The 24,485-nt window shown below is 38.9% G+C and carries 24 protein-coding genes and 1 tRNA gene; 10 read left to right on the top strand and 15 right to left on the bottom strand.

Annotation, left to right across the window (positions count from 1 at the left end):
* Window positions 1–99: 99 nt before the first annotated feature.
* The 3 genes from R0J88_RS09120 to dnaQ all read right to left on the bottom strand — a co-directional run bounded on the left by R0J88_RS09120 (window position 100) and on the right by dnaQ (window position 2,367).
* Window positions 100–176 (bottom strand) — tRNA-Asp (locus tag R0J88_RS09120).
* 97 nt (window positions 177–273) lie between these two features.
* Window positions 274–1,644 carry a TIGR03503 family protein gene (locus R0J88_RS09115; RefSeq protein WP_410899725.1) on the bottom strand — a complete coding sequence of 457 codons (1,371 nt, stop codon included), beginning with the start codon at window positions 1,642–1,644 and terminating at the stop codon, window positions 274–276.
* A gap of 9 nt (window positions 1,645–1,653) precedes the next feature.
* Complete coding sequence (gene dnaQ, locus R0J88_RS09110) at window positions 1,654–2,367, bottom strand: DNA polymerase III subunit epsilon (protein WP_410899724.1); 714 nt, start codon at window positions 2,365–2,367, stop codon at window positions 1,654–1,656.
* A 68-nt stretch (window positions 2,368–2,435) separates the two neighbouring features.
* Here dnaQ and rnhA point away from each other — a divergent pair, with 68 nt between their 5' ends.
* Window positions 2,436–2,900: a ribonuclease HI gene (gene rnhA / locus R0J88_RS09105; RefSeq protein WP_006794051.1), complete on the top strand. Its 465-nt coding sequence runs from the start codon at window positions 2,436–2,438 to the stop codon at window positions 2,898–2,900.
* Window positions 2,901–2,911: 11 nt separating this feature from the next.
* Here rnhA and R0J88_RS09100 read toward each other — a convergent pair whose 3' ends face one another.
* The gene (locus R0J88_RS09100; protein ID WP_008132180.1) at window positions 2,912–3,688 is read right to left on the bottom strand and encodes a class I SAM-dependent methyltransferase; all 777 of its coding nucleotides are present in this window, start codon (window positions 3,686–3,688) and stop codon (window positions 2,912–2,914) included.
* 53 nt (window positions 3,689–3,741) lie between these two features.
* On the opposite strand from R0J88_RS09100, the gene gloB reads away from it, so the two are divergent.
* Window positions 3,742–4,515 carry a hydroxyacylglutathione hydrolase gene (gene gloB, locus R0J88_RS09095; protein WP_410899723.1) on the top strand — a complete coding sequence of 258 codons (774 nt, stop codon included), beginning with the start codon at window positions 3,742–3,744 and terminating at the stop codon, window positions 4,513–4,515.
* 141 nt (window positions 4,516–4,656) lie between these two features.
* Window positions 4,657–6,240 (top strand): LysM peptidoglycan-binding domain-containing protein, encoded by a 1,584-nt coding sequence (locus R0J88_RS09090; RefSeq protein ID WP_410899722.1) that lies wholly within the window; start codon window positions 4,657–4,659, stop codon window positions 6,238–6,240.
* A gap of 54 nt (window positions 6,241–6,294) precedes the next feature.
* Here the strand turns inward: R0J88_RS09090 and R0J88_RS09085 are convergent, their stop codons facing one another.
* From R0J88_RS09085 to R0J88_RS09075, 3 genes are read right to left on the bottom strand one after another with little or no spacing between them, the layout of a single operon-like run.
* Complete coding sequence (locus R0J88_RS09085; RefSeq protein WP_039038071.1) at window positions 6,295–6,744, bottom strand: flavodoxin; 450 nt, start codon at window positions 6,742–6,744, stop codon at window positions 6,295–6,297.
* A complete protein-coding gene (gene truC / locus R0J88_RS09080; protein ID WP_410899721.1) occupies window positions 6,744–7,508 on the bottom strand; it encodes a tRNA pseudouridine(65) synthase TruC in 765 nt (254 codons plus the stop codon). Before truC ends, R0J88_RS09085 begins: the two co-directional genes overlap by 1 nt.
* Window positions 7,501–7,821 carry a YqcC family protein gene (locus R0J88_RS09075; protein WP_006794057.1) on the bottom strand — a complete coding sequence of 107 codons (321 nt, stop codon included), beginning with the start codon at window positions 7,819–7,821 and terminating at the stop codon, window positions 7,501–7,503. Before R0J88_RS09075 ends, truC begins: the two co-directional genes overlap by 8 nt.
* A 105-nt stretch (window positions 7,822–7,926) precedes the next feature.
* Here R0J88_RS09075 and R0J88_RS09070 point away from each other — a divergent pair, with 105 nt between their 5' ends.
* Together R0J88_RS09070 and R0J88_RS09065 are read left to right on the top strand one after the other, a co-directional pair.
* Window positions 7,927–8,955, top strand: a complete 1,029-nt coding sequence (locus R0J88_RS09070; RefSeq protein WP_410899720.1) for a DUF3549 family protein — start codon at window positions 7,927–7,929, stop codon at window positions 8,953–8,955.
* On the top strand, window positions 8,956–9,255 hold the full coding sequence (locus tag R0J88_RS09065) for a DUF3301 domain-containing protein (protein ID WP_010557125.1): 300 nt from the start codon (window positions 8,956–8,958) through the stop codon (window positions 9,253–9,255).
* Between the two features lie 742 nt (window positions 9,256–9,997).
* On the opposite strand, the gene R0J88_RS09060 is transcribed toward R0J88_RS09065, so the two are convergent.
* Window positions 9,998–10,642: a GNAT family N-acetyltransferase gene (locus R0J88_RS09060; protein ID WP_271479584.1), complete on the bottom strand. Its 645-nt coding sequence runs from the start codon at window positions 10,640–10,642 to the stop codon at window positions 9,998–10,000.
* Window positions 10,643–10,968: 326 nt separating this feature from the next.
* On the opposite strand from R0J88_RS09060, the gene R0J88_RS09055 reads away from it, so the two are divergent.
* From R0J88_RS09055 to R0J88_RS09045, 3 genes are all read left to right on the top strand, one after another.
* Window positions 10,969–11,205: a DUF2789 domain-containing protein gene (locus R0J88_RS09055; RefSeq protein ID WP_006794061.1), complete on the top strand. Its 237-nt coding sequence runs from the start codon at window positions 10,969–10,971 to the stop codon at window positions 11,203–11,205.
* Between the two features lie 264 nt (window positions 11,206–11,469).
* Window positions 11,470–11,736 (top strand): hypothetical protein, encoded by a 267-nt coding sequence (locus tag R0J88_RS09050; protein ID WP_006794062.1) that lies wholly within the window; start codon window positions 11,470–11,472, stop codon window positions 11,734–11,736.
* Window positions 11,737–11,749: 13 nt separating this feature from the next.
* Window positions 11,750–12,523 carry a Zn-ribbon-containing protein gene (locus tag R0J88_RS09045; protein ID WP_006794063.1) on the top strand — a complete coding sequence of 258 codons (774 nt, stop codon included), beginning with the start codon at window positions 11,750–11,752 and terminating at the stop codon, window positions 12,521–12,523.
* A gap of 63 nt (window positions 12,524–12,586) precedes the next feature.
* On the opposite strand, the gene syd is transcribed toward R0J88_RS09045, so the two are convergent.
* On the bottom strand, window positions 12,587–13,126 hold the full coding sequence (gene syd, locus R0J88_RS09040; protein ID WP_008129321.1) for a SecY-interacting protein: 540 nt from the start codon (window positions 13,124–13,126) through the stop codon (window positions 12,587–12,589).
* A gap of 59 nt (window positions 13,127–13,185) precedes the next feature.
* Between syd and queF the strand changes: the two genes are divergently transcribed.
* Window positions 13,186–14,031, top strand: coding sequence for an NADPH-dependent 7-cyano-7-deazaguanine reductase QueF (gene queF / locus R0J88_RS09035; protein WP_410899719.1), 846 nt, complete (start codon window positions 13,186–13,188; stop codon window positions 14,029–14,031).
* A gap of 59 nt (window positions 14,032–14,090) precedes the next feature.
* On the opposite strand, the gene R0J88_RS09030 is transcribed toward queF, so the two are convergent.
* The 3 genes from R0J88_RS09030 to R0J88_RS09020 form a co-directional block, all read right to left on the bottom strand.
* A complete protein-coding gene (locus tag R0J88_RS09030) occupies window positions 14,091–14,975 on the bottom strand; it encodes a peptidylprolyl isomerase (RefSeq protein ID WP_410899718.1) in 885 nt (294 codons plus the stop codon).
* Between the two features lie 196 nt (window positions 14,976–15,171).
* Window positions 15,172–18,861 (bottom strand): translocation/assembly module TamB domain-containing protein, encoded by a 3,690-nt coding sequence (locus R0J88_RS09025; RefSeq protein WP_410899717.1) that lies wholly within the window; start codon window positions 18,859–18,861, stop codon window positions 15,172–15,174.
* Entirely contained in the window at window positions 18,861–20,585 is a 1,725-nt protein-coding gene (locus tag R0J88_RS09020) for an autotransporter assembly complex protein TamA (RefSeq protein ID WP_410899716.1), read from the bottom strand. Before R0J88_RS09020 ends, R0J88_RS09025 begins: the two co-directional genes overlap by 1 nt.
* 202 nt (window positions 20,586–20,787) lie before the next feature.
* Between R0J88_RS09020 and R0J88_RS09015 the strand changes: the two genes are divergently transcribed.
* Window positions 20,788–21,123 carry a ribonuclease E inhibitor RraB gene (locus tag R0J88_RS09015; protein ID WP_008129315.1) on the top strand — a complete coding sequence of 112 codons (336 nt, stop codon included), beginning with the start codon at window positions 20,788–20,790 and terminating at the stop codon, window positions 21,121–21,123.
* A gap of 21 nt (window positions 21,124–21,144) precedes the next feature.
* Here the strand turns inward: R0J88_RS09015 and R0J88_RS09010 are convergent, their stop codons facing one another.
* The 3 genes from R0J88_RS09010 to R0J88_RS09000 form a co-directional block, all read right to left on the bottom strand.
* A complete protein-coding gene (locus R0J88_RS09010) occupies window positions 21,145–22,896 on the bottom strand; it encodes a DEAD/DEAH box helicase (RefSeq protein ID WP_006794070.1) in 1,752 nt (583 codons plus the stop codon).
* A 117-nt stretch (window positions 22,897–23,013) separates the two neighbouring features.
* Window positions 23,014–23,316: an H-NS family nucleoid-associated regulatory protein gene (locus tag R0J88_RS09005; protein ID WP_006794071.1), complete on the bottom strand. Its 303-nt coding sequence runs from the start codon at window positions 23,314–23,316 to the stop codon at window positions 23,014–23,016.
* Between the two features lie 187 nt (window positions 23,317–23,503).
* Entirely contained in the window at window positions 23,504–24,433 is a 930-nt protein-coding gene (locus tag R0J88_RS09000) for a class I SAM-dependent methyltransferase (protein ID WP_410899715.1), read from the bottom strand.
* Window positions 24,434–24,485 lie beyond the last annotated feature (52 nt).

Below are 24,485 nucleotides of genomic sequence, written 5' to 3'. Positions count from 1 at the left end.
GAGTGGACGGGACTCGAACCCGCGACCCCCGGCGTGACAGGCCGGTATTCTAACCAACTGAACTACCACTCCAGCGCATACTTACAAATTGTCGAAAATTGGCGGAGTGGACGGGACTCGAACCCGCGACCCCCGGCGTGACAGGCCGGTATTCTAACCAACTGAACTACCACTCCGCATTTTCGTTGCTGTTTAGGTCTCCCTGACAGCGGCGTGAATAATACGAACCAGCCCCTATTTCGTCAAGGGCTTTTTTGTTTTTTTACAGGTTTTTTAGTCATCTGACATCGAAAGGTTTAAAATTTCACCTGATTTGTCATTTTTTGAACCATTTTTGTCTACTTGATTTTTTTCTGTGTCGTCGGCATCTTGATTCGCGTGTTTCTTTTTATTTAAAAAAGGTAACGATAGTTTAATTTTAATCGGTTTTTTTTGCACAAATATTCGAATAGCTAACCAGCCAAGCAGTATAATTAAAATATTACCGCCGATTATTAAGCCCACAATGGTGGATGTGGCCATTTTTTCTTCTTCCGGCTCAATGGGTGTGGTTTGCTCGGCTTCAACAACGGTTGCAGGGTCAACTTCTGGTACCGCTTCTATTGGCCGGGCTATTTCAAATTTATAGGTTGGTAAAGTGGCCATAAATTCACGGCCATTGTTATTAGTACCAAATACAGACAGTTCGACACTGTAGCGCCCCCAGTCATAGTTTTTAATTATTAACTCTCTTGTCTCACCTGGCGCAGCGTTTATAGTAAACATTTGCTCTTCGTTGTTAGGGTAATAAATCTTACCCTGAAAAATAACGGTCTCTGGTTTAACTATTTTGTTGTCTGTTGTGATCGTTAATTTGTGTTCATCAATATTTTCATCTGCAAGCGCGATATTAAAAGCAAAGGGGGGTTCGTGAACAATAATGGTGTCTTGCACGATTCTGCGTTGCAGTAAAGGAGTAGAAATGTAAAGTTCTGGGGTCCACTCACCTTCAGGGAACACAAGTTTAAACTCACCGGTAAATACACCGTCTTTTGGACGTTCATCAAATCCACGCCCGTCGTCTTTAAATTCGGCGACTTCTTGTGTACCTGCGCCAAAGTTTGCAAAGCTATCGTTATTCGTACTTACAAAGTCAACATTAAGACTAACCACATCTCTAAATAGATTAGCGTTAATCGGTTCACCATCATTTAAAATTTGGCCAGTTACTTTTATCGTTTCGCCTCTAAAAAGCATGGGAGGTAATGGCTCTGCCTGTAGTGATATTTCACCCAGTACAACAATTCTGCTATCTGGTAAAATACTCCCTATAACTTGCCAAGGGCCTGGCATTGGTTTTTTTATGGTGACAAGGTCATAACTAAGTTCGTCAAACCATTCAATATTAGTATCCCTAACTGCGTTGGTGGCAAAATACTTACTACCATCAGGCCTAACTAAAATAACGGCAGGTGTCCCTGGTTTTCTGAAAAAGAGTAATGTGATTTCGTCTATTTGGCTGTCAATTCGAAAGCGGTTGTCGAGTAAGGGGATTTCATTTTGTAGGCCATCCCGTTTTAAAACTTCAACTTGCTCTGCGCTATATGCGTTACCTGATAACAAACTGAGTGCACATAGCACGGTTACAAAATACATTATTCTCATTATAAGGCCTTATTCAGCGCGCCATAGGCATTGGCCGCCTTCTTTATTTACAATATCCAATCTGGCTTCGTGTGCGCTTTGCTCTTCATCTGTAGCGCGTAATACTACCAATGGCGCTCTTTCACTGTTTAAACGTCTTATGCCGCCTTGCTGTTGCTCACTACCATCATCTTTATTTTGATTTAAGTTTAACTTTGTTTGTCCGCCTGTCATGGCAAGATAAACATCAGCTAAGATTTCAGAATCCAGTAACGCCCCGTGCAAGGTACGTTTAGCGTTATCTATGTCGTAACGTCGGCATAACGCATCAAGGTTATTCTTTTGTCCTGGATGCAAGTCACGCGCCATTTTAAGCGTGTCGAGAACTTGACAGTAATCATGCGTATTTGGAAAACCTTGATTAAGCAATGCAAATTCATTATCCATGTGGCCCACATCGAACGGGGCATTATGAATTACAAGTTCAGCACCTTTTATATAATCAAAAAACTCTTGTGCAATATCGCGGTAAAGCGGTTTGTCGCGTAAAAACTCATTGGTAATACCGTGGACGTCAATCGCTTCTTCTTCTATGCTACGTTGCGGATTAATATAAACATGAAAGTTATTACCCGTTAAACGGCGATTTACTAACTCTACACAACCAATCTCTATAATTCGGTGCCCTTGTTTAGGGTCGATGCCGGTTGTTTCTGTATCTAAAACTATTTGTCTGCGTGCCATATCGAATTAAGCCTGACTCTGGTATCTTTCTATAATCACTTTATTGTACATAAGATCAAGGTAAAACAGTGCAAAAAACCGTAGAGATTTACACCGATGGCTCATGTTTAGGTAATCCAGGCCCCGGTGGTTATGGTATTTTTATGATTTATGACGCCCATGAAAAAAAATTAAGCCAAGGCTATAAGCTCACTACAAACAATCGCATGGAAATGCTTGCGGCTATAGTGGCACTTGAATCACTTAACCGTGCTTGTGTTGTAAACCTTACTACCGATAGTCAATACGTAAAACAAGGTATCGAGTCATGGATTTCAAACTGGAAAAAACGCGGCTGGATAACGTCAGCTAAAAAGCCAGTTAAAAATGTGGACTTATGGAAACGCCTAGATGCAGCTTGCAGCAAACACACCGTAAATTGGAAGTGGGTTAAAGGTCATAGCGGCCATAAGTACAACGAAATTGTCGACGATTTAGCTCGTGATGCAGCTGGCAGCACAGATTTACTCGAAGATGTGGGCTACCAGCCTTAATTTACTTGATACTAATGGTTGTCATTTTTTTGGTCGCACGTTTTGTAATGCTGCTTTGAAGTTTGCCTAAGCCCCGCTCCTTTAACAGGCACAAATTGTGGACGTGCGTGCCACTTAGGCTTTATAGGTGTAAGGGGCGCAACGCGTTTTCGAGCCACCAGCATATAAACACTACCCATAGGTTTTAAATACTGCTTGGCAAATGCTCGCCAAAATTCAAACCGTGATAACCTGTTTCCCCTAGCAAGTGATGAGTAAATAAACCGCTCGTCACTTACAATTTCAAAACCCAATAAATTTAGCCAATCCTTTACCCTTGCTGGGGTAAAAAATCGTCCTGTCCACGGTAATTTTTGCCCGCTAAACGGCAACATTTGAGCCAACCCACACAAGCTCAGCGGATTAAACCCGGTAATTAAAACGTAGCCGCCAGGTATGAGTGTTCGATGAGCTTCGCGTAAAATGTGATGTGGGTCAGAGTGGTACTCTAAACAATGGCTTAAAATACACGCGTCAACACTATGTTCGTAAAAAGGTAATTCATCTATATCTGCCACTACCCCTGTATATGGTCCGGGCTCAGCGACACACACCTGGTGCTTAATAGTACTTAAACTTGTATTTAACTCACCGCTTAAGTTACCTAACTTAAGCATATGGTAACCAAACATGCGTGGTAGCCAATATTGCATTTTACGTTCAATATCAGCTTGCAAATAATCCCCGTGAGGGAACTGCTGCCACGACAGTGGTTTGGGTCCTTCTTGAAAACTAAGGGCTGGTTTCATTTTATGAGCTCGTTATACTATGCGTTAAGTGTCACTTTATAGAGCAATTTAACATGGTGCAAGTCAAAGCAATTAAAGCCTTTTCAGATAATTACATTTGGTGTTTAACCACTGAGGGCAACTCTAAAGCATGGGTCGTTGACCCTGGGCAGGCTGAGCCTGTGCTTGCTCATCTCGCAGCAGAAAACTTAACACTGGGTGGCATTTTAATTACCCATCATCATTACGATCATACCGATGGCGTTGCGCAGCTAGTAAAAGATGACCCAACAATAAAGGTTTATGGGCCTAAAAATAGCCCCTTTAAAGGAGTGACGCATCCATTGGTTGAGAGCGATAGTATTGATGTTTTAGGCATCAACTTTAAAGTGCTCACAACTCCAGGGCATACACTTGATCACATTTGTTTTGTAAATGACAACATGGCATTTACTGGTGATACATTATTCAGTGGTGGCTGTGGACGTTTATTTGAAGGTACTAGTGAACAAATGTGGCATTCTCTAAACAAATTAAAAACGCTACCAGCAGGGTGTAAAGTGTTTTGCACCCACGAATATACACAAGCTAATTTAACTTTTGCTAAAGCCGTTGAGCCTCGTAATCCATCGTTACTTGCACACAGTGAGCTGGTAGATGAGTTAAGGAAAGAAGATAAAATTTCACTGCCAACCACTATAAGCCAAGAGCTTAAAATAAACCCGTTTATGCGCAGCGACATTCCAAACATTATAGAGGAAGTACCTAAAGAATTTATCTCGGTTACAAAAAACAATGAACCTTGGCATAACTTTGCTGCTCTGAGAAAGTTCAAAGATAATTTTTAGCGCATATAAGTTTATTATTTTAAATCATTAACTTGAAATACATGAACACTTTCTACTAACTGCTGTAATTGTCATAAAGTGGTAATGTTAGTTTATTAAAGGTAACATTTGCCGAGTTTTTTACCCGATGTATTGGTATTTATGAATAAATCTCCTCTTATACTAACCTTGGCGCTTGCGCTAAGTGGTTGTCAAACATTGACTACCTTAGAATCAGACCCTCAGGTCGCAAATCAAGCTAATAATAAGCTTGAAGGTGCAAGCCCAAATGATATTAACAATGCATTAATGGTAAACGCGCAATATCAAGAACTAGATAGCGATGAACAAGATGCGCCAGTATTTGACGATGTATGGGAGCGTATTCGTTACCAATTATCGATTAATGTTCCTCAAAACCGCCCGGTTGTGACCGAGCGAAATTATTATGCGAAGCATCAACGTTATTTAGACCGTATTTCAAAGCGTGCAGAGCCGTACCTTCACTTTATTGTTGAAGAAGTAGAGAAACGCGAGATGCCAATCGAAATTGCGCTCCTTCCTATTGTAGAAAGCGCTTTTGATCCCTTTGGCTACTCTCACAGAACCGCCTCGGGTATTTGGCAATTTATGCCACAAACGGGTGAGCGCTTTGATTTAAAACAAAACTGGTGGTACGACGGCCGCCGAGATATTGTGCAATCAACCCGTGCAGCGCTAGATTACTTATCTTATCTTCACAAAACACTTGAAGGTGATTGGCTCAATGCCATAGCCGCCTATAACTCCGGTGAAGGGCGCCTGATGCGCGCAATTAAAAAAAATCGTAAAAAGCATTTGCCTACCGATTTTTGGTCATTAGATTTACCAAGAGAAACCACGGCTTACGTACCAAAGCTACTGGCACTAGCTGACTTATTAAAACGTTCGGATGAATTTAATGTAACGTGGAAACCCATTATCAACGCCCAAGTAGTAGAAGTAGTTGATGTTGGCTCACAAATAGACCTAGCACTTGCCGCCGAAATGGCCGACATGACATTAACAGAGCTTTACAGATTAAACCCTGGGTTTAACCGTTGGGCTACAGATCCAAATGGCCCCCACTCTTTGCTTTTACCTATTGATAAAGCGCAGCAGTTTTCTGAAAAGCTTGCCAATACTGATATTAAAAATAGGCTTCGCTGGCAACGATACGTGGTAAAAAGCGGCGACAGCTTATCTGTAATTGCTAAAAAGTTTACCACTAGCACCAGCGCAATTAGATCTTTGAACAAGCTTAATTCAAATACGATACGCATTGGGCAAGAGCTACTAGTCCCGTTAACCGATGGTGCAATAAATAGCGAGCACTTACCAAAGCAAATGCGTATGGCTGCAAATAAAACATCACGCACTAAGCTTTCGCATACCGTAACAAGTGGCGATACCTTATGGGATATCAGCCGCGAATACGATGTGACCATGGATGAATTGGCAAAGTGGAATAAACTTAAAAAAAGCGCTGTGCTACGCTTAAATCAAAAGCTCACAGTGTATAAATCACAAAATAAAACCACCAGCGCACCAAAAAGCACTAATCGCACGATTACGTACAAAGTACGAAGAGGCGATTCACTTGCGCGTATTGCGTCTAAGTTTAATTTAACGGTAAGCGAAATTATCAAATGGAATAATTTAGCAGGTCAAAAGTACTTGCAACCGGGGCAAAAATTAAAGCTTAAAGTAGATGTAAGAAGTAGTTAATTTCAGCCAACAAAAAAGGAGCGCATGCGCTCCTTTTTTGTTGGTATATAAAAATTAATCTGGGAGCTTTTCAAGCCATGCTTTTAACCAAGGCTCTGTCACTGGCCAAGGCTCAAAATCTTCACACGCGTCAATTTCTAAACGGTTACCGACAGGTTTTGCTTGTAAATCACGTAATAGTTCATCAAAACTTCTACCTGCACCGCAAAAAGTATCACCATAGCTTCTGTCGCCCATAGCCACCACTCCAAATGGCTTATCTGTAAGCATAGGAAAACTGCTATTAAGCGCATAATATAAGCCAGCTAGGTTACTTGGCACGTCACCCTGGCCTGTCGTTGAGGTAACAATTAATATGTTTGATGCGTTTTTAATATCGTCAAGCGAAGCCTCTGTGATGACCGCTGCGCTATGACCAGCCTGCTTAATAGTTGCAGCTATATCATCACTTAAACGTTGAGCACCACCATTTACAGTGCCCACAAAAATACTAATATGTGCCATTAATAATCCTTCTCTTCGTTTGGCCAACCAAGTTGCTCACAAATCTGTAGCATATCATGACCTAGTGGCGCTTTAATCGTTATTGCTTTGGTGGTGTAAGGGTGCACAAAACTCAGCTCAGTTGCAAACAGCATTAAGCGTCGTAATTCAAAATGATCCCTAAAAAATTGGTTATGTTGATTATCGCCATGATTAACATCACCAATTATTGGTAATGATAAATGTTTTAAATGCCGGCGAATCTGATGCTTGCGCCCTGTTTTAGGAAAACACTCAACTAATGAGTACCTAACCGTTGGGTATTTGCCTATTGGAATAGGTAATGCAGCTTGATACAAACAATTAAACTGAGTTTGCGCCTCTTGAGGTGCTTTATTCTGATCTGCAAATTTATCGGCAATTTTATCAAGCTCTTCTTTTAAAGGCTTATCTAAAAAAACCGAATCAGGGGCAAATCCGCGCACTAGAGCTAAATATCGTTTAGCAATAGTACCTTCAATGAATAACTGATTCATATCGCGCGCGGCTTCAGAGCTTAAAGCAAATAGCAGCACACCCGACGTAGGTCTATCTAGCCTGTGAACTGGAAAAACGTGCTGCCCTAACTGATCGCGCAACATTTGCATCGCAAATTGAGTTTCATGTTTATCTAAAAAGGAACGATGTACCAATAGCCCTGACGGTTTATTAATGGCTACAAAGTTTTCGTCTTGATACAAAATGTCGAGTTCGCCGTATTCAGTAGGCACTAGGCGCTCACTCATTCGGTTCTCCTAATAGTGCATCTAGCTGTGTCAGCACCTCTATAATTTCATTTCCTCCTGATTTATTAATCAAGGTCATTTGCGCCATGGGGGCAATTGCAAAGTTTCGCGGTAATGGTTGATTATAAGTGATCAAATGCTGCATTTTTTCAATAAAGACAAACTGTAGCCACTGCTCAAACGCCATCGAATCGTGACAAAAGGGAACACTAGAATTTAGTGCCTCTGCTGAAATTGGCTCACATTGCCAAAGTTGATGCTTTTGTAATAGCGCTTTTAATTGCACTAAATAAGCTTGGGTCTGTTGGAACATAACCACCCTCTTTATAAGTTATGCAGCAATTATACCCTGTTCCCACAAAGCTCGCTATGGCGTATAATTAGTGCAATTTTGCAGTTAAAAACGACCGGGAAAACAATGAGTGATCAAATAGCAACCTTAGGCCAACTTTTAGATGGTGCTGGCACGCAATGGCGGGCTTTTGATATTGGCAGGCACATTACTAAACTCGATAAACAACAGTTTTTAGCTATTGAACAAGCTCAAGTACCTTACCCTTATCCGCTTGCTGGTCATGCGTGGCTAGCAATTCAGTTCTGGGATACCAAAGCGAGCAAAGAACCCTATGTGTGGTTTTTAAAATTTCCACTAGATGAGCAAAGTAAATTAGTTAGTGCAAGTCGTGATCACTTTGCCGATATGGTTATTCAAGCTCTTGGCACTGAAATTACGGGTGAAAAAGCAGATGGCAAGCTTGATAACAATCCTTATGTGTTTACGCCTAATGCAAATAAACTGGCTGCATTTAACGCGCAAGTTAAAGTGTTACTAAAGCAACCTGCTTCACAATATTACGAATACGCTCAGCTATATTTTAGTGCAAAGTTAGGCTTTGATAATTGGCAAAGTGTTGCACTACAAGGCATTGCTGATTTTGCGCTGCGCCTAGATAACGATCAAAACTTAAGTAACTTACAAAAAGCCTGGGCACATTTACCCCTTGAAGTATTACAGCCACTAAGTGCAATGCTTGAACATGTTGCAATACCAACAACATTGAGTGAGCTTTTACTCGCGCAGGGTCAAACAGCTATTAATAATAGTGATACTATAGCGTTAACCGCTGCACTACGCTCAATGTCTAAAGGTCAGGCACAAGGTTTGTGCGCGCAGCTTGTTGATGCAACATTGAATTCAGCTCTAAAAAGCGACTCTGACGTACTTTTAACAATTGCTGGGCGTTGCTTTGTTCAGTTGGAAGACCCTAAACGATTGCATATATTTATGGATAATTGTGCTCAACATCAAAAAATAGAGGCGCTTTTTCCAAGTATTTTTGCTGACTTAGTTGCAATACCGACCATTCGACCTCACCTATTAGGTTTATTACGAAAAGAAGATCGAAGCGAAGCCCTCGCTCGTGCAATTGGAAGGTTATTCTCTTAAATGGCAAGTTTATGGACGTTTATATTAATTGGTAGTGTTATTTATTTGTTTTGGCTAAATAGAAAAGTCGCCGAAGCGGCTAATGTTCATGCTAAACGTCAATGTGAGCAATTAAATGTGCAACTTATGAGTGTTGCGTGCACTAAGCGCCGTTTTGGTTTTCTAAAAAGTGGTAAACCAGGAATAAAAAGTGAGTTTTCATTTGAGTTTTCAAGTGACGGTGAAAATGCGTATCAGGGAATGCTTATTATGGAAAATGAGTTTTTAAAAAGTGTTGTCGTTCCACCACACAAAATCTAAGTGTTCTATGCTTTTAATGTATAAAATTATTGCAATTGTGTAGTACAAAGAACTAAGGCGTAACTAAAGTTACGCCCCAATTGGACTGCTTCCTGCTAGATATCCACTATCTATAATCCGTTTTTTCATCCCCTGAACGAGTAAACAACCTTGTTTACCCTCACATTGCCTCATGCAATATCCATCGCCACCTTGGCAAACCCGCGTAAACTAACGCTTGGCTAAATCTATAGCATCATCCATGTTAATCCTTTGAAGTAGCGCCCTGCCACTTTGTGCTTCCTGCGTTGTCCCTTTGCTTTCCAAGCATTCACGTGCAACCTAGTACGTGGCTGCGTCCTGCAGCTTTAATCCTTTATATCCTTAAAGTAGCTCCTGCCACTTAGTGCGTCTTGCACTTCCTATTCATCCTTGCCGTCCTTGTTAACTTGTCCTTTTTGCATCCTGCTAGCATCTGCTATTTTGCCTATTCCTTATCCATGGCAGTAACTTATTCATTAAGCTATGTCTTCTTGACAAGGTAAAGTTTAGAGTAAACGAGAGGAGGAAGTAGTATGTGAGACAAAATAATTCTTTGTCATAAAAATTAAAAAATCAATAAATTAATATTAAACATGCACTTAAATAAAAAAAGGCGACCAATTGGCCACCTTTAACTGATTACTCTCACGTTAATGTAAGATATATCGCACGGACACATGTCCGTTTGGGCGCATTAACTTACACACTTCGGGTTACGCTTTTAACCCAATGCACTTTTAAATAGTAACTCACCAGCAACTTGGTTAAACGTAAGCTGTTTAAAAGTCAGAAACCCTTCAGATTTAAAAAGTTCTGTATGCTCACTACGCGTTACAAATACTGCCAATCCAGAAGACTCACTATTTGCCTTTACCAGCTCATCAAGCCCTCTGAGTAAATACCGACCAAACCCTTGACCATGAAAATGCGGATCCACTGCAATAAAAGCTAAAAAGTAATAACGGCCTTTTTCTTTTAGTGTATCTCTAATAGTTTGTTCTTTTTCTATTAACTGGTTAGTTTGTAAGTAACCCGCACTCAGCATTAATTTTAAGCGCCAATGCCAATAACGCTGAGCTTGAAGTTGACTTAAAGAATCAAACATACAGGCCACTGCTTTTAATTTGCCACTGCGATAAAGCCCTATTAGTGGTTGCTTTTCTTGCCAAAAACTACTGAGTTCTTCACGTATTAATGCACGTAACTTTTTCTCGTAAACGGCTTTATTTTTTCCATCATAACCAAGCATTGTTTTTAGTACAGGGTCATCATGGTATGCCTGATAAATTAAACTTGCGGCAGTGCTTATATCTTCTGCTTCAATGTATTGTACGCTGAACGTTTCTTCTTGTGCGGTTATACTCATTGTATGTCCTTTATTGTTTTAGCCGTAAATATAATCAGAGCTCAAATACTAAAGCTATACGCGAATAACTGCATTTACGAGTATATTTAATCTAAGAACTGGATATTACGCCGTATTGCCCGCTTAAAGAGAGAAATAATATCAAAGTGTTATTTATTCTTACTATCCTTTATAAAGCGCTAACAGCGGTTTAGGCAATTTATTATTCAGAACTTAACTTTACTATATACCTAAAGTAATTAACCGACAATTCAGCTTGAGTTTAGCTAGCACAATGTATTGTTGGGCCTTAAGGTAATTTATTGTTTATTTAAAGGAGTCGTAACATGGATACTACAAAACACGATATTCATACATTATTTGCACAACTTGGTTTACCAAATTCAGAATCTCAAATAGATCAATTTATTGCTTCACATGAGTTAAAAGACACAACACTGCTTCAAGATGCAGCATTTTGGGATGAAGCACAGCAACACTTTTTAGCGGAATCACTTGCTGAAGATGGTGCCTGGAGTGAAGTGATTGATGAGTTAGATGTTCGTCTTCGCCAAGGCAAATAGCATTATTTAGCTAGATAGCTATGTTAAAGCCTTCAAAATTACTAATCCATGACGATTTTTAATGGGATCAAGGCCAATTTACTGATCGATTTTTGACTTGTCTCAGGCATATTTACGCAAGTTAGCGTTGAGGTAAGTTATTAGAAATAAGTTTTTAACCTAAGTATTAGGTTATTTAATGTAGCATACCCATTTTATTGCTACCATAGCACCCGCGCAGCATGTGTATGCTGCGCTTTATTTAATTTAAGAGTTATAAATATAATGAATTCAGTTGTATTTGATGCAATTCAAGTCCTTTTAGATGAAGGCAAAACACCCACAGTCGCATTAACTAAAAGTCGCTTAGCGCAACCGGTTCCAATGCCAATGATTATTGCAGCTGTGAGCCAATACAAAAATAACCCGGATTCTATAAATAACTTTATTAAAACTTCCCAGCAGCCAGAAAACGCTGAGCTAAAAGCAAGCCAACTAGACAGAATTGAGCAAAAACTTGATCAATTACTTGCACTGCTAGAACAAAAATAATTTGAGACTGTAAATGTTTGTTGTTGATTTAACATTTGATTGCTACCAAGACACCACCCTAGAACAAGCCGAACAAGCCATAAACCGCTTAGTAAATGCGCTTCGCTTTAATGGCCAAATAATGGGGGAAGAGTTCCCCACCGTTTTAAAAGACGGCTTTTTCATAACCCGTGTTATGTGCCCAACTGAAGACGCTATGCATCCACTAAATAATAGCCCTTTTGTTAAACACAGCATTGAAAAACTACATAACGCAGGTTTATTAGCCCCCAAAGTAAAAGTGATTGGCCAAGATATTCATTCTAATGGAGCGGATTGCTGCACTGAGCCGTCAAGTTACATTTTATATACTACTTATGTGCATACCTGTAGCCCTCTTTATTGTGGCGACGACTTTTTACCTGTGCCACTATTTCGCATCCCTGCTATTGCCAATGGTGATTACAAAACGCTAATTAAGTGGCAAGAAGATTGGCAAGCATGCGATCAAATACAAATTAATGGCGCAACACGCTGTGAGTTTCCTGCCCTTGAGGAAATATCCAGTACTAAAAGTGATTTATATCGCCGCGGAAAAGACATCACCAAACGCATTAGTTTTTTAACTAAAAAGCCGGTTTACTACTACTTATATCGAGTTGGTGGTGTGGATAAAGCTTCTGAGCTTGAGCGTAAATGTCCAAGCTGTAATAGCGATTGGAAACTAGATGAACCTTGGTTTGGGCTATTTGATTTTAGGTGTGAACCGTGTGGTTTAGTCTCTAATGTGTCGTGGGATTTTCAATAGCCTCTCTAACGACTTTTTAAAATCAGCTCAGCGATATTGCTAAGCTGATTTATTAATAACGTTTTATACTTCAAGCGCTTTTAAAAACGACTCTATATTTGGTGCAAGTACGTGGTGCGTTTTTTTACCAACGTGCTCAAGGCAAACTTCTCCAGTATGAATTAACACACTGACCAGTAAATCTTCTTTATCTGTTAAACCAATAAACACAGTTTCGGGTTGTTTTAGCTTTCGTTTCATTAAAACATGACCAGTAATATTTTGTTGAAGCATATCAAAGTCGTCGCTATTCCATGCTTGCAACAGTTCAATTTGATGTCCGTCAATAATTGCCAATACGCTACCACCGTACATGTGCCCATAAAGTTCGCTTAACGCTGTTGGAAACTCAAGCTCTAATGCCTTAGCTAAATTGTTTAATGAGCCAGCTGGCTGCTGACGTACACCTTGCCATTGAATATTTCCTTGCTCGTCAACCTCGCCTAGCTCACACGGACTCGGCCATTGTTCATCGTGTGCTATAAGTGGGTACTTAGCAGTATTTTTAAGGGTATTTTCGCTAAATTGATGGTGAAGTTGTTCTAAAAGCAATGCTACAGACATACTGTGAAACTCAATTAAATTAGATATAATGCGCACATTGTAACTATTTAAGAGCAAACATGACAGATTACAGCAACTCTCCAGACCTTAAAGGCAGTGTATTAGGACAATCTACTGAATATGTAGACCAATATTCGCCAAGCTTGCTTTTCCCAATTGCGCGCAAGCTAAATCGTGATGCTTTAAATATTGATGAAGCCGAACTGCCATTTAAAGGCCAAGATATTTGGACAGGTTACGAACTTTCGTGGTTAAACGCCAAAGGTAAACCGCAAGTGGCTGTCGCCTTATTTACTTTTGCATGCCAAAGCAGCCACATTATTGAGTCTAAATCGTTTAAGCTTTATTTAAACAGCTTTAATCAAACTCGTTTTGAGAGCATAAACACAGTTAAGCAACATTTAATCGATGACTTATCAGGCGCAGTTAATAGTCCGGTACAAGTAACCCTATACAAAGCGGACGATTTTAACTGTTTACCCTGTACTGCACTGCCTGGGGAATGCATTGATGATTTAGATATTGAAATAGATAACTATGATATTGATGCCTATTCACTTAAAGCACATAGCGATGAAATAGTAACCGAAACACTCAATAGCCATTTGCTAAAATCTAATTGCTTAATAACGTCTCAACCAGATTGGGCGAGCATTATTATTAGGTACACAGGCGAGAAAATATGTCGTGAATCGCTGCTGCGTTATTTAATATCGTTTAGAACGCATAATGAGTTTCATGAGCAATGTGTGGAGCGCATTTATAGTGACTTAACCACGCAACTAAACATTAAAGAGCTTGAAGTGTATGCACGTTACACTCGCCGTGGCGGATTAGACATAAACCCATACCGTTCTACGCATTATAACGATACACCGTTTGACGTAAAGATTAATCGTCAGTAAATACGTTAAACACTCAAACATAAACGTTAAAAAAGGAGCCTCAGCTCCTTTTTTAATATTTAAGTAACGCGCTTTGTTGGGATAGGCATACCACATACATCAACGTAATTATACGATTGGACAAACCAGGGTTCCGTTCGGCTTTTACGTGCATCTATCAGTTGCTTGAAAGATGCTGAGTTTGTCTTCATTACCTTGAATACTATTGCATCGCTATTAACATCAGCCAACACTTCAATATTTGTTATTGGATTAAACGCCAGTCCCTCAGTGGGTAAACGCTGCAAACGATTAAAGTGTTCCATACCTTCAAGCACTCTTCCAAACACGGTAATGTTTTTATCAAGGTAACGAGGGCCTTGCCCAATAGTGACAAAAAACTCAGTACTTGCGCTGTTTATATCATTAGCGCGTGCCATTGCAAATACACCATTGCAATGCACTTGCCATGTTTGAGTCTGTGTTTGGTTTTGCGCAACAGCAAAACCATTTAAAAACCCCGTAACAGGCGCGTATCCATCGCCTTTTAACTCAGTAATTTTTAGTGGTTGCGATGTTGGTAAATAAAACTCTGCAGGTACGGTTTTATTCGCTGTTTTTATTTCTTTTTTACCCGAGCCGTCGCCACCTTGTGCTACAAACCCTTCTACAAAACGATAGACACGGGTGTTTTTATAAAAGCCTTCTTGCGCCAACGCTTTAATATGTTGCGTGTGTTTTGGAGCTAGTTGCGGATTTAATGCTATGTAAGCCGAACCAGTAGGTAAGGTTATTTTTAAAATATTTTGAGGATCGACTACTTGCCACTCATCTGCAGTTGCATTTTTTATTACATCATTGGCACTAAGTGGTGTTTGTATATTTATTACGGATTTATTGTTCGTTGTTGTCGCGCAGCCGCTCAACAAAAGTGCCATTACATAAATTGAACAACGTGTTTTCATATTCAACCTTTTATTTTTATTATTTAAAAGTAGCTTTAAGCAATCTAACTTGCCTAGGGTCTGTTTGACATTAATGCGAGGTTATCGCCAATTTATAGGTGATAACCATAATACATAGGCTCTTCCTTGCCCAAATACCAAACAGGCTGCTGCAAATTTAACCTGACAGTTCATCAGGCTCTAGAACTTTTAGTGTTCAATCCCAGTCAAACTTGTAGAGGACATCAACATTTTGGTATAAACCACTGGTTACCTCTATATAGAGTTGCGACAACAACTGGTAACGAATCGCTACTTCACTAAGTGACTCAAATACCCCCACGCTGTATTTAACTTGCAAGCTAGGCGCAACATAGCCTGAAATTTCTACCTTAGTGCTATCACCACTTCCTGACGAACTTAAGCTAACATCAGAAAGACCAAACGTTTCACCTACCTTAGACACAACCCCTTCACTTCTACTAACCCCTTGAGAAAGTAATAACTGGGCAAGCATAGCGTTGCTTGATGCTCCCTCCCCCTCTCCTAGCGGCTGTCCATTGAGTAAGTATGCTAAGGTTTGCGCCTGATCCATTGCAGGCTCAGAGAATAGCTTTAGAGTGGGTTCTTTAACATTTCCCGTAAGCGTAATACCAGCTATAACACCATTTGCTGTATTAGCTGGGTTTCTGATTGCTTTAATATTCAAATAAGGGTGTTCGATGGAGCCACTAAAGCCCACTTGGCCAGTTCTTATAATTAAATCTTGGCCAAATGCTAAATAAGTGCCATTTATTAAATTGAGCTCACCCGTTGCAATAATTGGAACACCTTGACTCATTTTAATCGCTAAATCACCAGCCACTTTAGACTCTAATCCGAACGACTCTACTTTAACGTCATTTTTAACAATGACGTTTAAGTCTATGTCGTAATCAAATGGTACCTGTTCGTTGGTTTCAGTTTTTTGATCAACAATAATTTCATCGTCACTAACCTGCACAGCGCCTTCTGGAAGCTCTTCAATCGTAATACGACCATAAGGTACAACTACTTCACCCGCTAATTTAAGTGCATTATTAGCTAACCCTATTTTTAAATCTGGCGATATTTTAAAAGTAACGCCTTGCTGTGCGCGCACAAAAAACTGCTCTCCTTTCACATTTACATTTACTTCAGGTTGTTCACCTTGCCAATCAACATCACCGTTTAGCTTTACATTGCCACCTTGATTGTCGTTTAAATTGCCCTCTATTGTCGCGGTCGTTTTATCAAATAATATGTTTATATTTGATTTTTGTAGCGCAATAGGAAGCTGTTCACCCTCAAGATTTATATCGTTTACGTTAAGCTCACCATTTAATAGTGGATCTTTTAACGTACCCGCAAGTGCGACCTTACCGCTAATATCACCTTTTAATTGCTCAAGGGTTTCAAGAAATGGCTGTAAGTCTGAAAGTAATATTTTATCAATATTAATAGAGCCATTAAGCGCCTGCGTATTTTGTATGTCATCAATATTAATGTGTGTATTAATTTTACCTAGCACGCTTGACTCTATATTTGCTTCAAGCTGCCCTTTTTGAGAGTCTGAAAAAGCACTAATACTGAGTGTTTCTATCGGTAATTTAAAGCGATCTTCTTCTGAGGTTAAAACAGTGGTCAAGTCACTTGCATTTAAACTTGCCCGTAATGTTTTAAGAGCACCTGCATTCCAATTAAGCGCCACAGTACCTTTTACATCACCACGAGTGCGAATGTTATCGGGTAAAAAGTGTTTAAGCTCTTCAAGCGCTAAATTGTTTAACTTAGCATTTAACTGGCCTAGCTCTTTAGATTGAGCTAGCGTGTCTATACAAAGCTCGCTTTGCTGAGAAGCCCAGCAGTGCGCACTTACATTAAAATTACCGTTTTGCGAGTTAAACATAACAGCAATATTTTTAGTGTTGCTAAAGCTTAACTTTTTGTCGCTTAGCGTTACATTACTGAACTCACCATTCCAGGTAGCGTTATTAATTTTGCCATTTACTTCAAGCTCTGCACTGCCCTGCTCGGCATCTACAGATGCTGTAAGTTGGTGATCTGTTTTATCGCCGCTAATATCAACTTTTACACTATTAATTTGCTCATCAGCCACAACCGCCGAGCCAACACTTAACGATACGTCAGTTTGCCAATCAGCGGCTGTATCTAAGTGCCCTTTTACCGTCAGTTTATTTATATTGATTTCATTAAAAATGAAGCTATCAAGCATTAACGCTAAATTGACAGAAGGCGTTAACCTCTGCCCTCTTACTTTTAAATCAGCGTTGCCATCAGCAATAAAAGGCATATTTGCCTCTTTATTACTTTTAAGTGTTATTTTACCGTCGACTTTCCATGTATCGTCAACTTGGCCGCTAAGTACTAATTTATTCGTGCCACTACTTAAATAAAGGCTGTCGATATTTGCCTCTAGTGTATTGTTTAGCTGAAAGTTTGACGCAAACTCAAGGGGTACCTCGTTTAATAATCCGCTTAGCTTAGTATCATCCATTTGTATTTGCCACGAGCTTTCTGCAGCATTGAATGAACCTTTAAATTGCCCTGAAACATCGCTAGTTGCAGCATCTGTCAAATACTGCGCTTTTAGGTTTGAAAGCGAGCCGTTAAAACTCGCTTTAATGCCCTGTTGCCAATCAATATTAGCTTTTATAATCGCACTACTTTCATTGGCTTTAATACTTAATGTTTTGAGCACGGCTTGAGTTAAACCACCAGTCAGCTGAGTATTAAGATTAACAGCCGGATAAGCACCTAATTGGCTGTTTGCCTGTAAGTTGAGTTGGTAGTCATCAGCATTACCAGTTGCTTTAAGGCTTACATTTTTAACTTTAAGCTCATTACTTTGCGCATCAATAAGCCATTGGTTAATTTTGCCGCTTAGCTCAAATGGGTAATTTTTTTGCTTTAAATTAGCATTCGCTGTTAACGTGAGCGGATATTGGCCACTCGTTTCTAAATGTATAGTTAAGTCAGCTAAATCACCGTTTAACTCTAAGTTTGCTTGGTGCTCGTCACTTTTTAAAGTCACTAAGCCTTTTACAGGCAAGTTACCTAAAAGCTCTGCATCTAATTGGGTATTAAGCTGCCACTGCTCATAGGTAGCTGAAAGCGACTGCAAATTAATCACGGCATCTTCTACACTTAATTGCAGCGAAATGTTTTCGATATTATGCTGCGCATCGCCCTGCTCAATTGTTACCTTTGCGATATCAAAGGCTTCAATGGCCAAATCAATAGGTGATGTAAATTCAATATCAGGAAGTGCTGGTAATTGCGTAAGTGCAGCTTTGTTGCTTTGAGCAGTTTGCGCCTTGGCAGGTTGTTCTTGCTCTTTTAAAGCAACAAGTATACTCGGGATATTTAAGCTTTTTACTGTGAGTTTTGAACCTTCAGCTTTAGCTGATAGTTTAAAGTTATTAACGCTCACATCTGCACTAGGGTGGTTTAATGTAAACTCATTAACCGCTATATTTTTTATTGAAACATTAAAAGGTAAAATAATTTTTTCAAGGGGCTCAGAGGGTGTTTCATCTTGCGCTTCAACTGTTTTTGGCAAGGTTAATTTAATAGATTTAGCGCTTAAATTATCAACACAGATACCATCACACTGCCACCAAAATAAATCGATTTTTAATTGCTGGGCATTAAAATCTAAACCATTATTTTTAAAACGAACATTAAACACATCGTTATAAATAAAGCGGCCATCTTTAATTTCTATGTGTAATCCATCAACAACTTTATTTGCCGTATAGGCAATAAATTGATTACCGGGTGCAGTAAATAATAAACAAAATACGCTAATAATTAGCGAAACTAAAATAGCACTTACTGTGGCTGTTATTTTTTTTAATATTGGCATTAAATTTCTGGCCCTATGGTAATACTCAAACGGGTACTTTTGCTATCTTTAGTTAAGCCCCAAGCGTGATCTATTCGTACAGGGCCCACAGGCGTTAAATATCGAAAACCAAAACCAGCACCCACTTCAAATTCATCTGAAAAATCATTCGTAGCAGTACCACCATCAACAAATAATGCTGCACGCCAATTTTGAGCAAACTGATAGTTGTACTCCATAGTGCCAGCAAGCAAATATTTACCCCCTATTAGTTCACCATCATCATTTTCTGGCGAAATTGACTGATAAGCAAAACCACGAACGCTTTGATCACCGCCGGCATAAAACCGCAGTGAATACGGTACATTATTTATGTCATCAACTAGCATTGCGCCAATGTTTGCCTTAAGAAAAACTAAATGCTTATTAAGGTATGTACGAAGCCATGCATGCTGTAATTGAACCCTCAACAAATTCGTGCTGGAAAGCGCATCATCTAGGCCAAACTCTGCTGATATAAGCCATTGCTCGCCCCAATAAGGAGTCGTTCCGCCTTTTAAACTTTTGCGAGCATAACTAATTCCGGGCATTAACATTTCAGTCGACTCTTCTGGATCATCGCCCAGACGATACGTCTCTTGATCTCTGCGTAAAAACGCTGTTCTTACCCATTTTTCTTCTGTAAGCCACTGCCTTTGTAATTGTGCAGTTAATATCTCACTGTAGACATCATCTGCAAGTTCGTCTTCTAATTTATAACCTACAGAAAAACGCCATAAATCATCATTAGGGTCGTCTACAGGAACGATGTATGCCATTGAGAGATCTTGTTGCTTTTCGGCTATATTCATATTTGTATCGAGGTAATGGCCATCCTCTGTGATCCAAGGTTTACTCCACTTAAAACGAAACCTAGGCTCACTTTCAGACACACCGCCGCCAATTTCAAAGCTATTTGCAGGTTTAGGTACAACCTCAACTTTGATAGGAACTTGGGCGTTTTTGCGCGCTGTAATATCAGCATAAACACGCACACTAGCAAAATAAGGTGTGCTCGAAAGCTCAAGGTTATAGTCTGCTATGTAAGTTGATTTATAAGGTTGTCCCTGAGTAAATGGTGACAAAGAACGAATATATTTTTCAGCTGGCGTATCACTGGTAATTTCGATACTGCCATATTGATAACGCACACCGGTGTTAATCACAAACGTGACAACGGCACTATTTTTTTTAATTGAAACTTCTAATTTGCGGGCAGGCCATTTAGCATCAAAATAGCCAAGCTCCAAAAGCATAGATTCTATTTTTTTATACGCTGATTCATAGTCACCATGGTTTAGAACATCACCCTGTTTTAAATTGGTATTTTTAATAAGGGTTTGTAATTGTTTATCGTTCTTCCCTTCACCATTTAATGTAATGTTAATGGCGTCTATCCGTGTTGCAGGACCACGCTCAATTTTTACAACGAGTTCACTATCGTCTTTATCAAATTCAACCTCAACTGTTGGGCTGTAGTAACCCAGTGCTTTTATGCTGTTTTGTACCTGACTTTTAGCATAACGTTGAAGGGTTCTTGTTGGTTTTTCACCTGTAAGCTGCTTTAAGTAAAGCGCTACGTTTTTTTCTAAATCACCATTTATGCCTTTAATTTTGTAGTCTTCGATCACTTTTTCTACCGCATAGGAATTTGCAGCCATAAAAACAATGGCAATGCACATGCAACGTAAAAACTTAATAAACAAGCAAATATCCTTACTCTTATATACTACTTAAAACGAGCTAATGTGGCGCATATTAACATAGCCATAATGAGCAACACATTAACTTAATGACAAACTCAGTTTAAATATGAAATGTGAAGAAGATAAAATTAGTACGCGTTAAGACAATATTTTAGTTACAATAGTGCCAACGAACACAAAATTATTTTTAGATGAGTTTTTAATGCAATTTCCAGATGACGAAAACGGCCAACTGTTAGCCGAAATAGCCGCTGCAGGCGTCGATTTAAGCAAAATGCAGCAAATCGACTTTTTCATTTTATTTGAGCAACAAGCCGATGCTGATAAGTTTGCTAAAGACATTGTTTCTGATGCATTAGTACAAACCGCCGACGTTGAAAAGTGTAAAGACACTGGCGTTTGGGAAGTAATCACTCATGTACAAATGGTACCAGAGCACACATTACTAGGCCAAGCTGAACAGTACCTAGAAAGTATAGCGAATGGCTATAACGGTTACGGTGACGGCTGGGGATTAATGGACGAAGACGCCGCTTAATATATTAAAAATCAGTTAAGTTTAACGACTTAACTGATTTGCCTTTCTAAAACTCCCCTTATAATCAAATAGCTTATCTGCTACTTTCCAACCATATTTTTTACTTTTGCGCGCAATCACAAAGTCAGGGGGCACCAAGTCTAACTGCGCTTTAATTACCTGTTCTGCTGCTTTAAAGTCTGTTGGTTTTTGTCCATGCGCAAGCCGTTTGCCAAATTGTTTATTAAAGATAAACTGACCGCCTTTACTGGCAAGGTTATAAACTTCATCACAACTAGTGCCGTCTTCGTCAAAATAAGTAACTTTGATTAGCTCGTCTTTAAGTTGAGTTACTGTTAGCCCACTACAACGAAGCACTAATGCATCTTTTAAGTTTAGCGCATTACGCAACTTGTCGTCAGGATCAGCCATTATAGCGCCGCAGTCGTGGCATTTTCGAGCAGCAATATCGTTTTGCGCACCACATTCCTCACACTCTTTAAATCTAAAACGATAATCGCACTGCTCTTTGCTACCTTCATCGTCTTCTAATAACCCTTGGCAACGTCTACCAAAATGCTCAACAACTTTGCCAGCAGAGTCCGTTTTACCCCAAAATATATTAGCAAACCCACAACCTGGACAAAGTACTTGTACAGGTTCATTATCGCTGTCGCCTTTTTTATCCCCTACTTCAGGGTGAAATAAATTAAAACCATTTCCGGCATAATCAATCACTAAGCAATCGGTTTTAGATTCTGATAATCGTAAGCCCCGACCTACAATTTGTTGGTATAAGCTTACAGACTCTGTAGGACGCAAGATGGCAATAAAATCGACATGTGGCGCATCAAAGCCGGTTGTTAATACAGAAACATTAACCAAATACTTTAACGTTTTACTTTTAAACGCAGAAATGATTTTATCGCGTTCGATATTAGGCGTATCGCCTGTAATTAGCGCGCTTTGGGCTGTTGGTAAGTAGCTTAATATTTCTTGGGCATGCATAACTGTTGCCGCAAAAACCATTACACCTTTGCGCTGCTCGCTATATGCAATCACTTGTTTAAGAATAGCCTGAGTTGCTCGCTCGTTACTTTTTAAAAGCGCGTTCATATCATCGGCAGTGTATTGACCAAACGCATTCGTCTCTAAAGACGAAAAATCGTAGTGGTTAATGGCAGCATCAACTTCATTTGGTGGGGTTAAGTAGTTATTTTTAATCATGTACCTAAGCGGCAATTCAAATATACAACGTTTAAATGGGCTTTCTGTCGTCCCTTTAACAAAGCCATGATAATGGTGATGGTATATCCACCCCATGCCTAAACGATAAGGCGTAGCCGTTAAGCCCAATACTTTTAAATGCGGGTTGTACGCTTGTAATGCACTTATAACTTTGCCGTATTGGCTTTTTTTATCACCATTTACTCTGTGGCATTCATCAATAATAAGTAAAGAATAATGCTCATTGAGTTTATCCAAATTACGTGAAAGTGACTGCACACTAGCAAAAGTGACTTGATGGGTTAAAGATTTTTCTTTTAAACCTGCGGAAAATATACTCGCCTCTAAACCAAAACTTTTATATTTTTGTGAATTTTGCTCTACAAGTTCTTTAACATGAGCAAGGACCAATATTTTTTGTTTAGCTATACGGGCAAGCTCAGCGATGACTAAACTTTTACCTGCACCTGTTGGCAACACAATAACTGCGGGATCATTGGTTTTTCTAAAGTGAACAACGGTGCGTTCAACCGCCTCTTGCTGATAGGGTCTAAGTTTATAGCTCATGGGAAAATAATTGGATTTGAATAAGAATACTTTATCTAATAACGGATGACGTTTTTTAGCTTTATTTAAATTATTGACAGGAAATAAAAAGAGAAGCTGCGCCTCTCTTTTATATTGTTAAGCTAGGTGTTTTTGTAAATCAACATTTTCAAACGCTTTTGGGCGGCGGCCACGGCCAGTCCACTCAATGATTTCACCATCAACTTCAATGCGATATTTAGCTTTAACTTTAGTGCGCTTATCTGCGGATGTGTCTTGTAAATCTTCTAACGTAAGTCCTTTTTCTTTTAAAAGATCCAAAACTTCCTGTTTTGCTTTTTGCTGTTGGGTATATTTTGAAATTGCATCAGTAACTAATTGTTGTGCTTTTTCAAGTTCAGTTAAGGATGCAGTCTTTATAAAAGCTCGAACTTCTTTCATTTATATCTCTTTAAATTTATAAACATAACAAAATAAGTATAGATACTTTAATTTAAAATAACTATGACAAAGAATAAAGATTTAAAAAATAAGAAATTGCTATTACTAAAATTAATACACAAAATAACTAATAAACTCTCAACTTTTTTAAAAGCAAAATTGATATAAACTGTTAACTAAATTAAAGCTACATTTCCTTTGGAGAAATTTTTATTTGCCAACAAAACAGTTCATTATTTACATTGAATGTCGCAATAGACATTTTCATATTTTTAAGCTTTGCAGCTTCAAATTTTTCGTAAATTTCATCTTCACTAAATGCAACAGAAGTTTGATCTAATAACCTTTCAATTTGTTGTCTTAAAGCATTTTGTAAGCTATTTAATTTTGTTTTACTCGTTTGATCAATATTTAGCATTATCTTTGATACTTTAGACATTATATCTGCAAACCAGAGCTTTTCTTCATCATTGGATATATTTAAGCTCTGAATTTTTTGAATCACTTCTTTATTTCGTGTCTGAAATAACTCAATATGACCTTGAAGCTTCAAAGTTACTAAGCTTTCAAGTTCATTTAATATGTTGTTTTCCAACATCCAATTAAGTATTTTCAAACCACTTTTGCAATCGTTGGTTATAACTGAATCAGGGTGATGCATCATTAATATAATTTCACCATCTTTATTAAGCACTCTAAATGCCTCATTTAAAGAGTGTAACCAATTAGAATACTCAAAACCGAATTGGCTAACTAATATATTAAAGTACTCATTTGGATAAGGTAGATTTTCTAATGAAGTATTAAACTGAAACTTAACTTTATTAATAGCACTATTAATTTCGTCAACATCACTAGTAATTTTTAACTCATCAATGTTTGCTAAGTCGCAGCCATACACCGATCCAGATAATTTTTTTCTTTTTAAAAGGCATTGTAGCCAGATTGCTAAAGCTCCCTTACCGGTTGCTAAATCAAGATAAACAGCACCTTCTCCTTTTTCTAATACAACGTCATCCCAAAAGTTTAACACTTCTTCTGGGTAACCTAGGGCTGTATTTGCATCACCAAAACTAGATAAAGCTTTTGTAAGGTCCCAGTAATGATCCCAGTGCATTTTATTTTCTCCAAAAAAAAGAGTGACTCAAGAGTCACTCTTTATTATATCT

It is taken from the genome of Pseudoalteromonas sp. SIMBA_162 (genome assembly GCF_046535955.1).
Taxonomy (GTDB): Bacteria; Pseudomonadota; Gammaproteobacteria; order Enterobacterales; family Alteromonadaceae; genus Pseudoalteromonas; species Pseudoalteromonas marina.
This window is presented reverse-complemented; position numbering and strand designations above follow the sequence as displayed.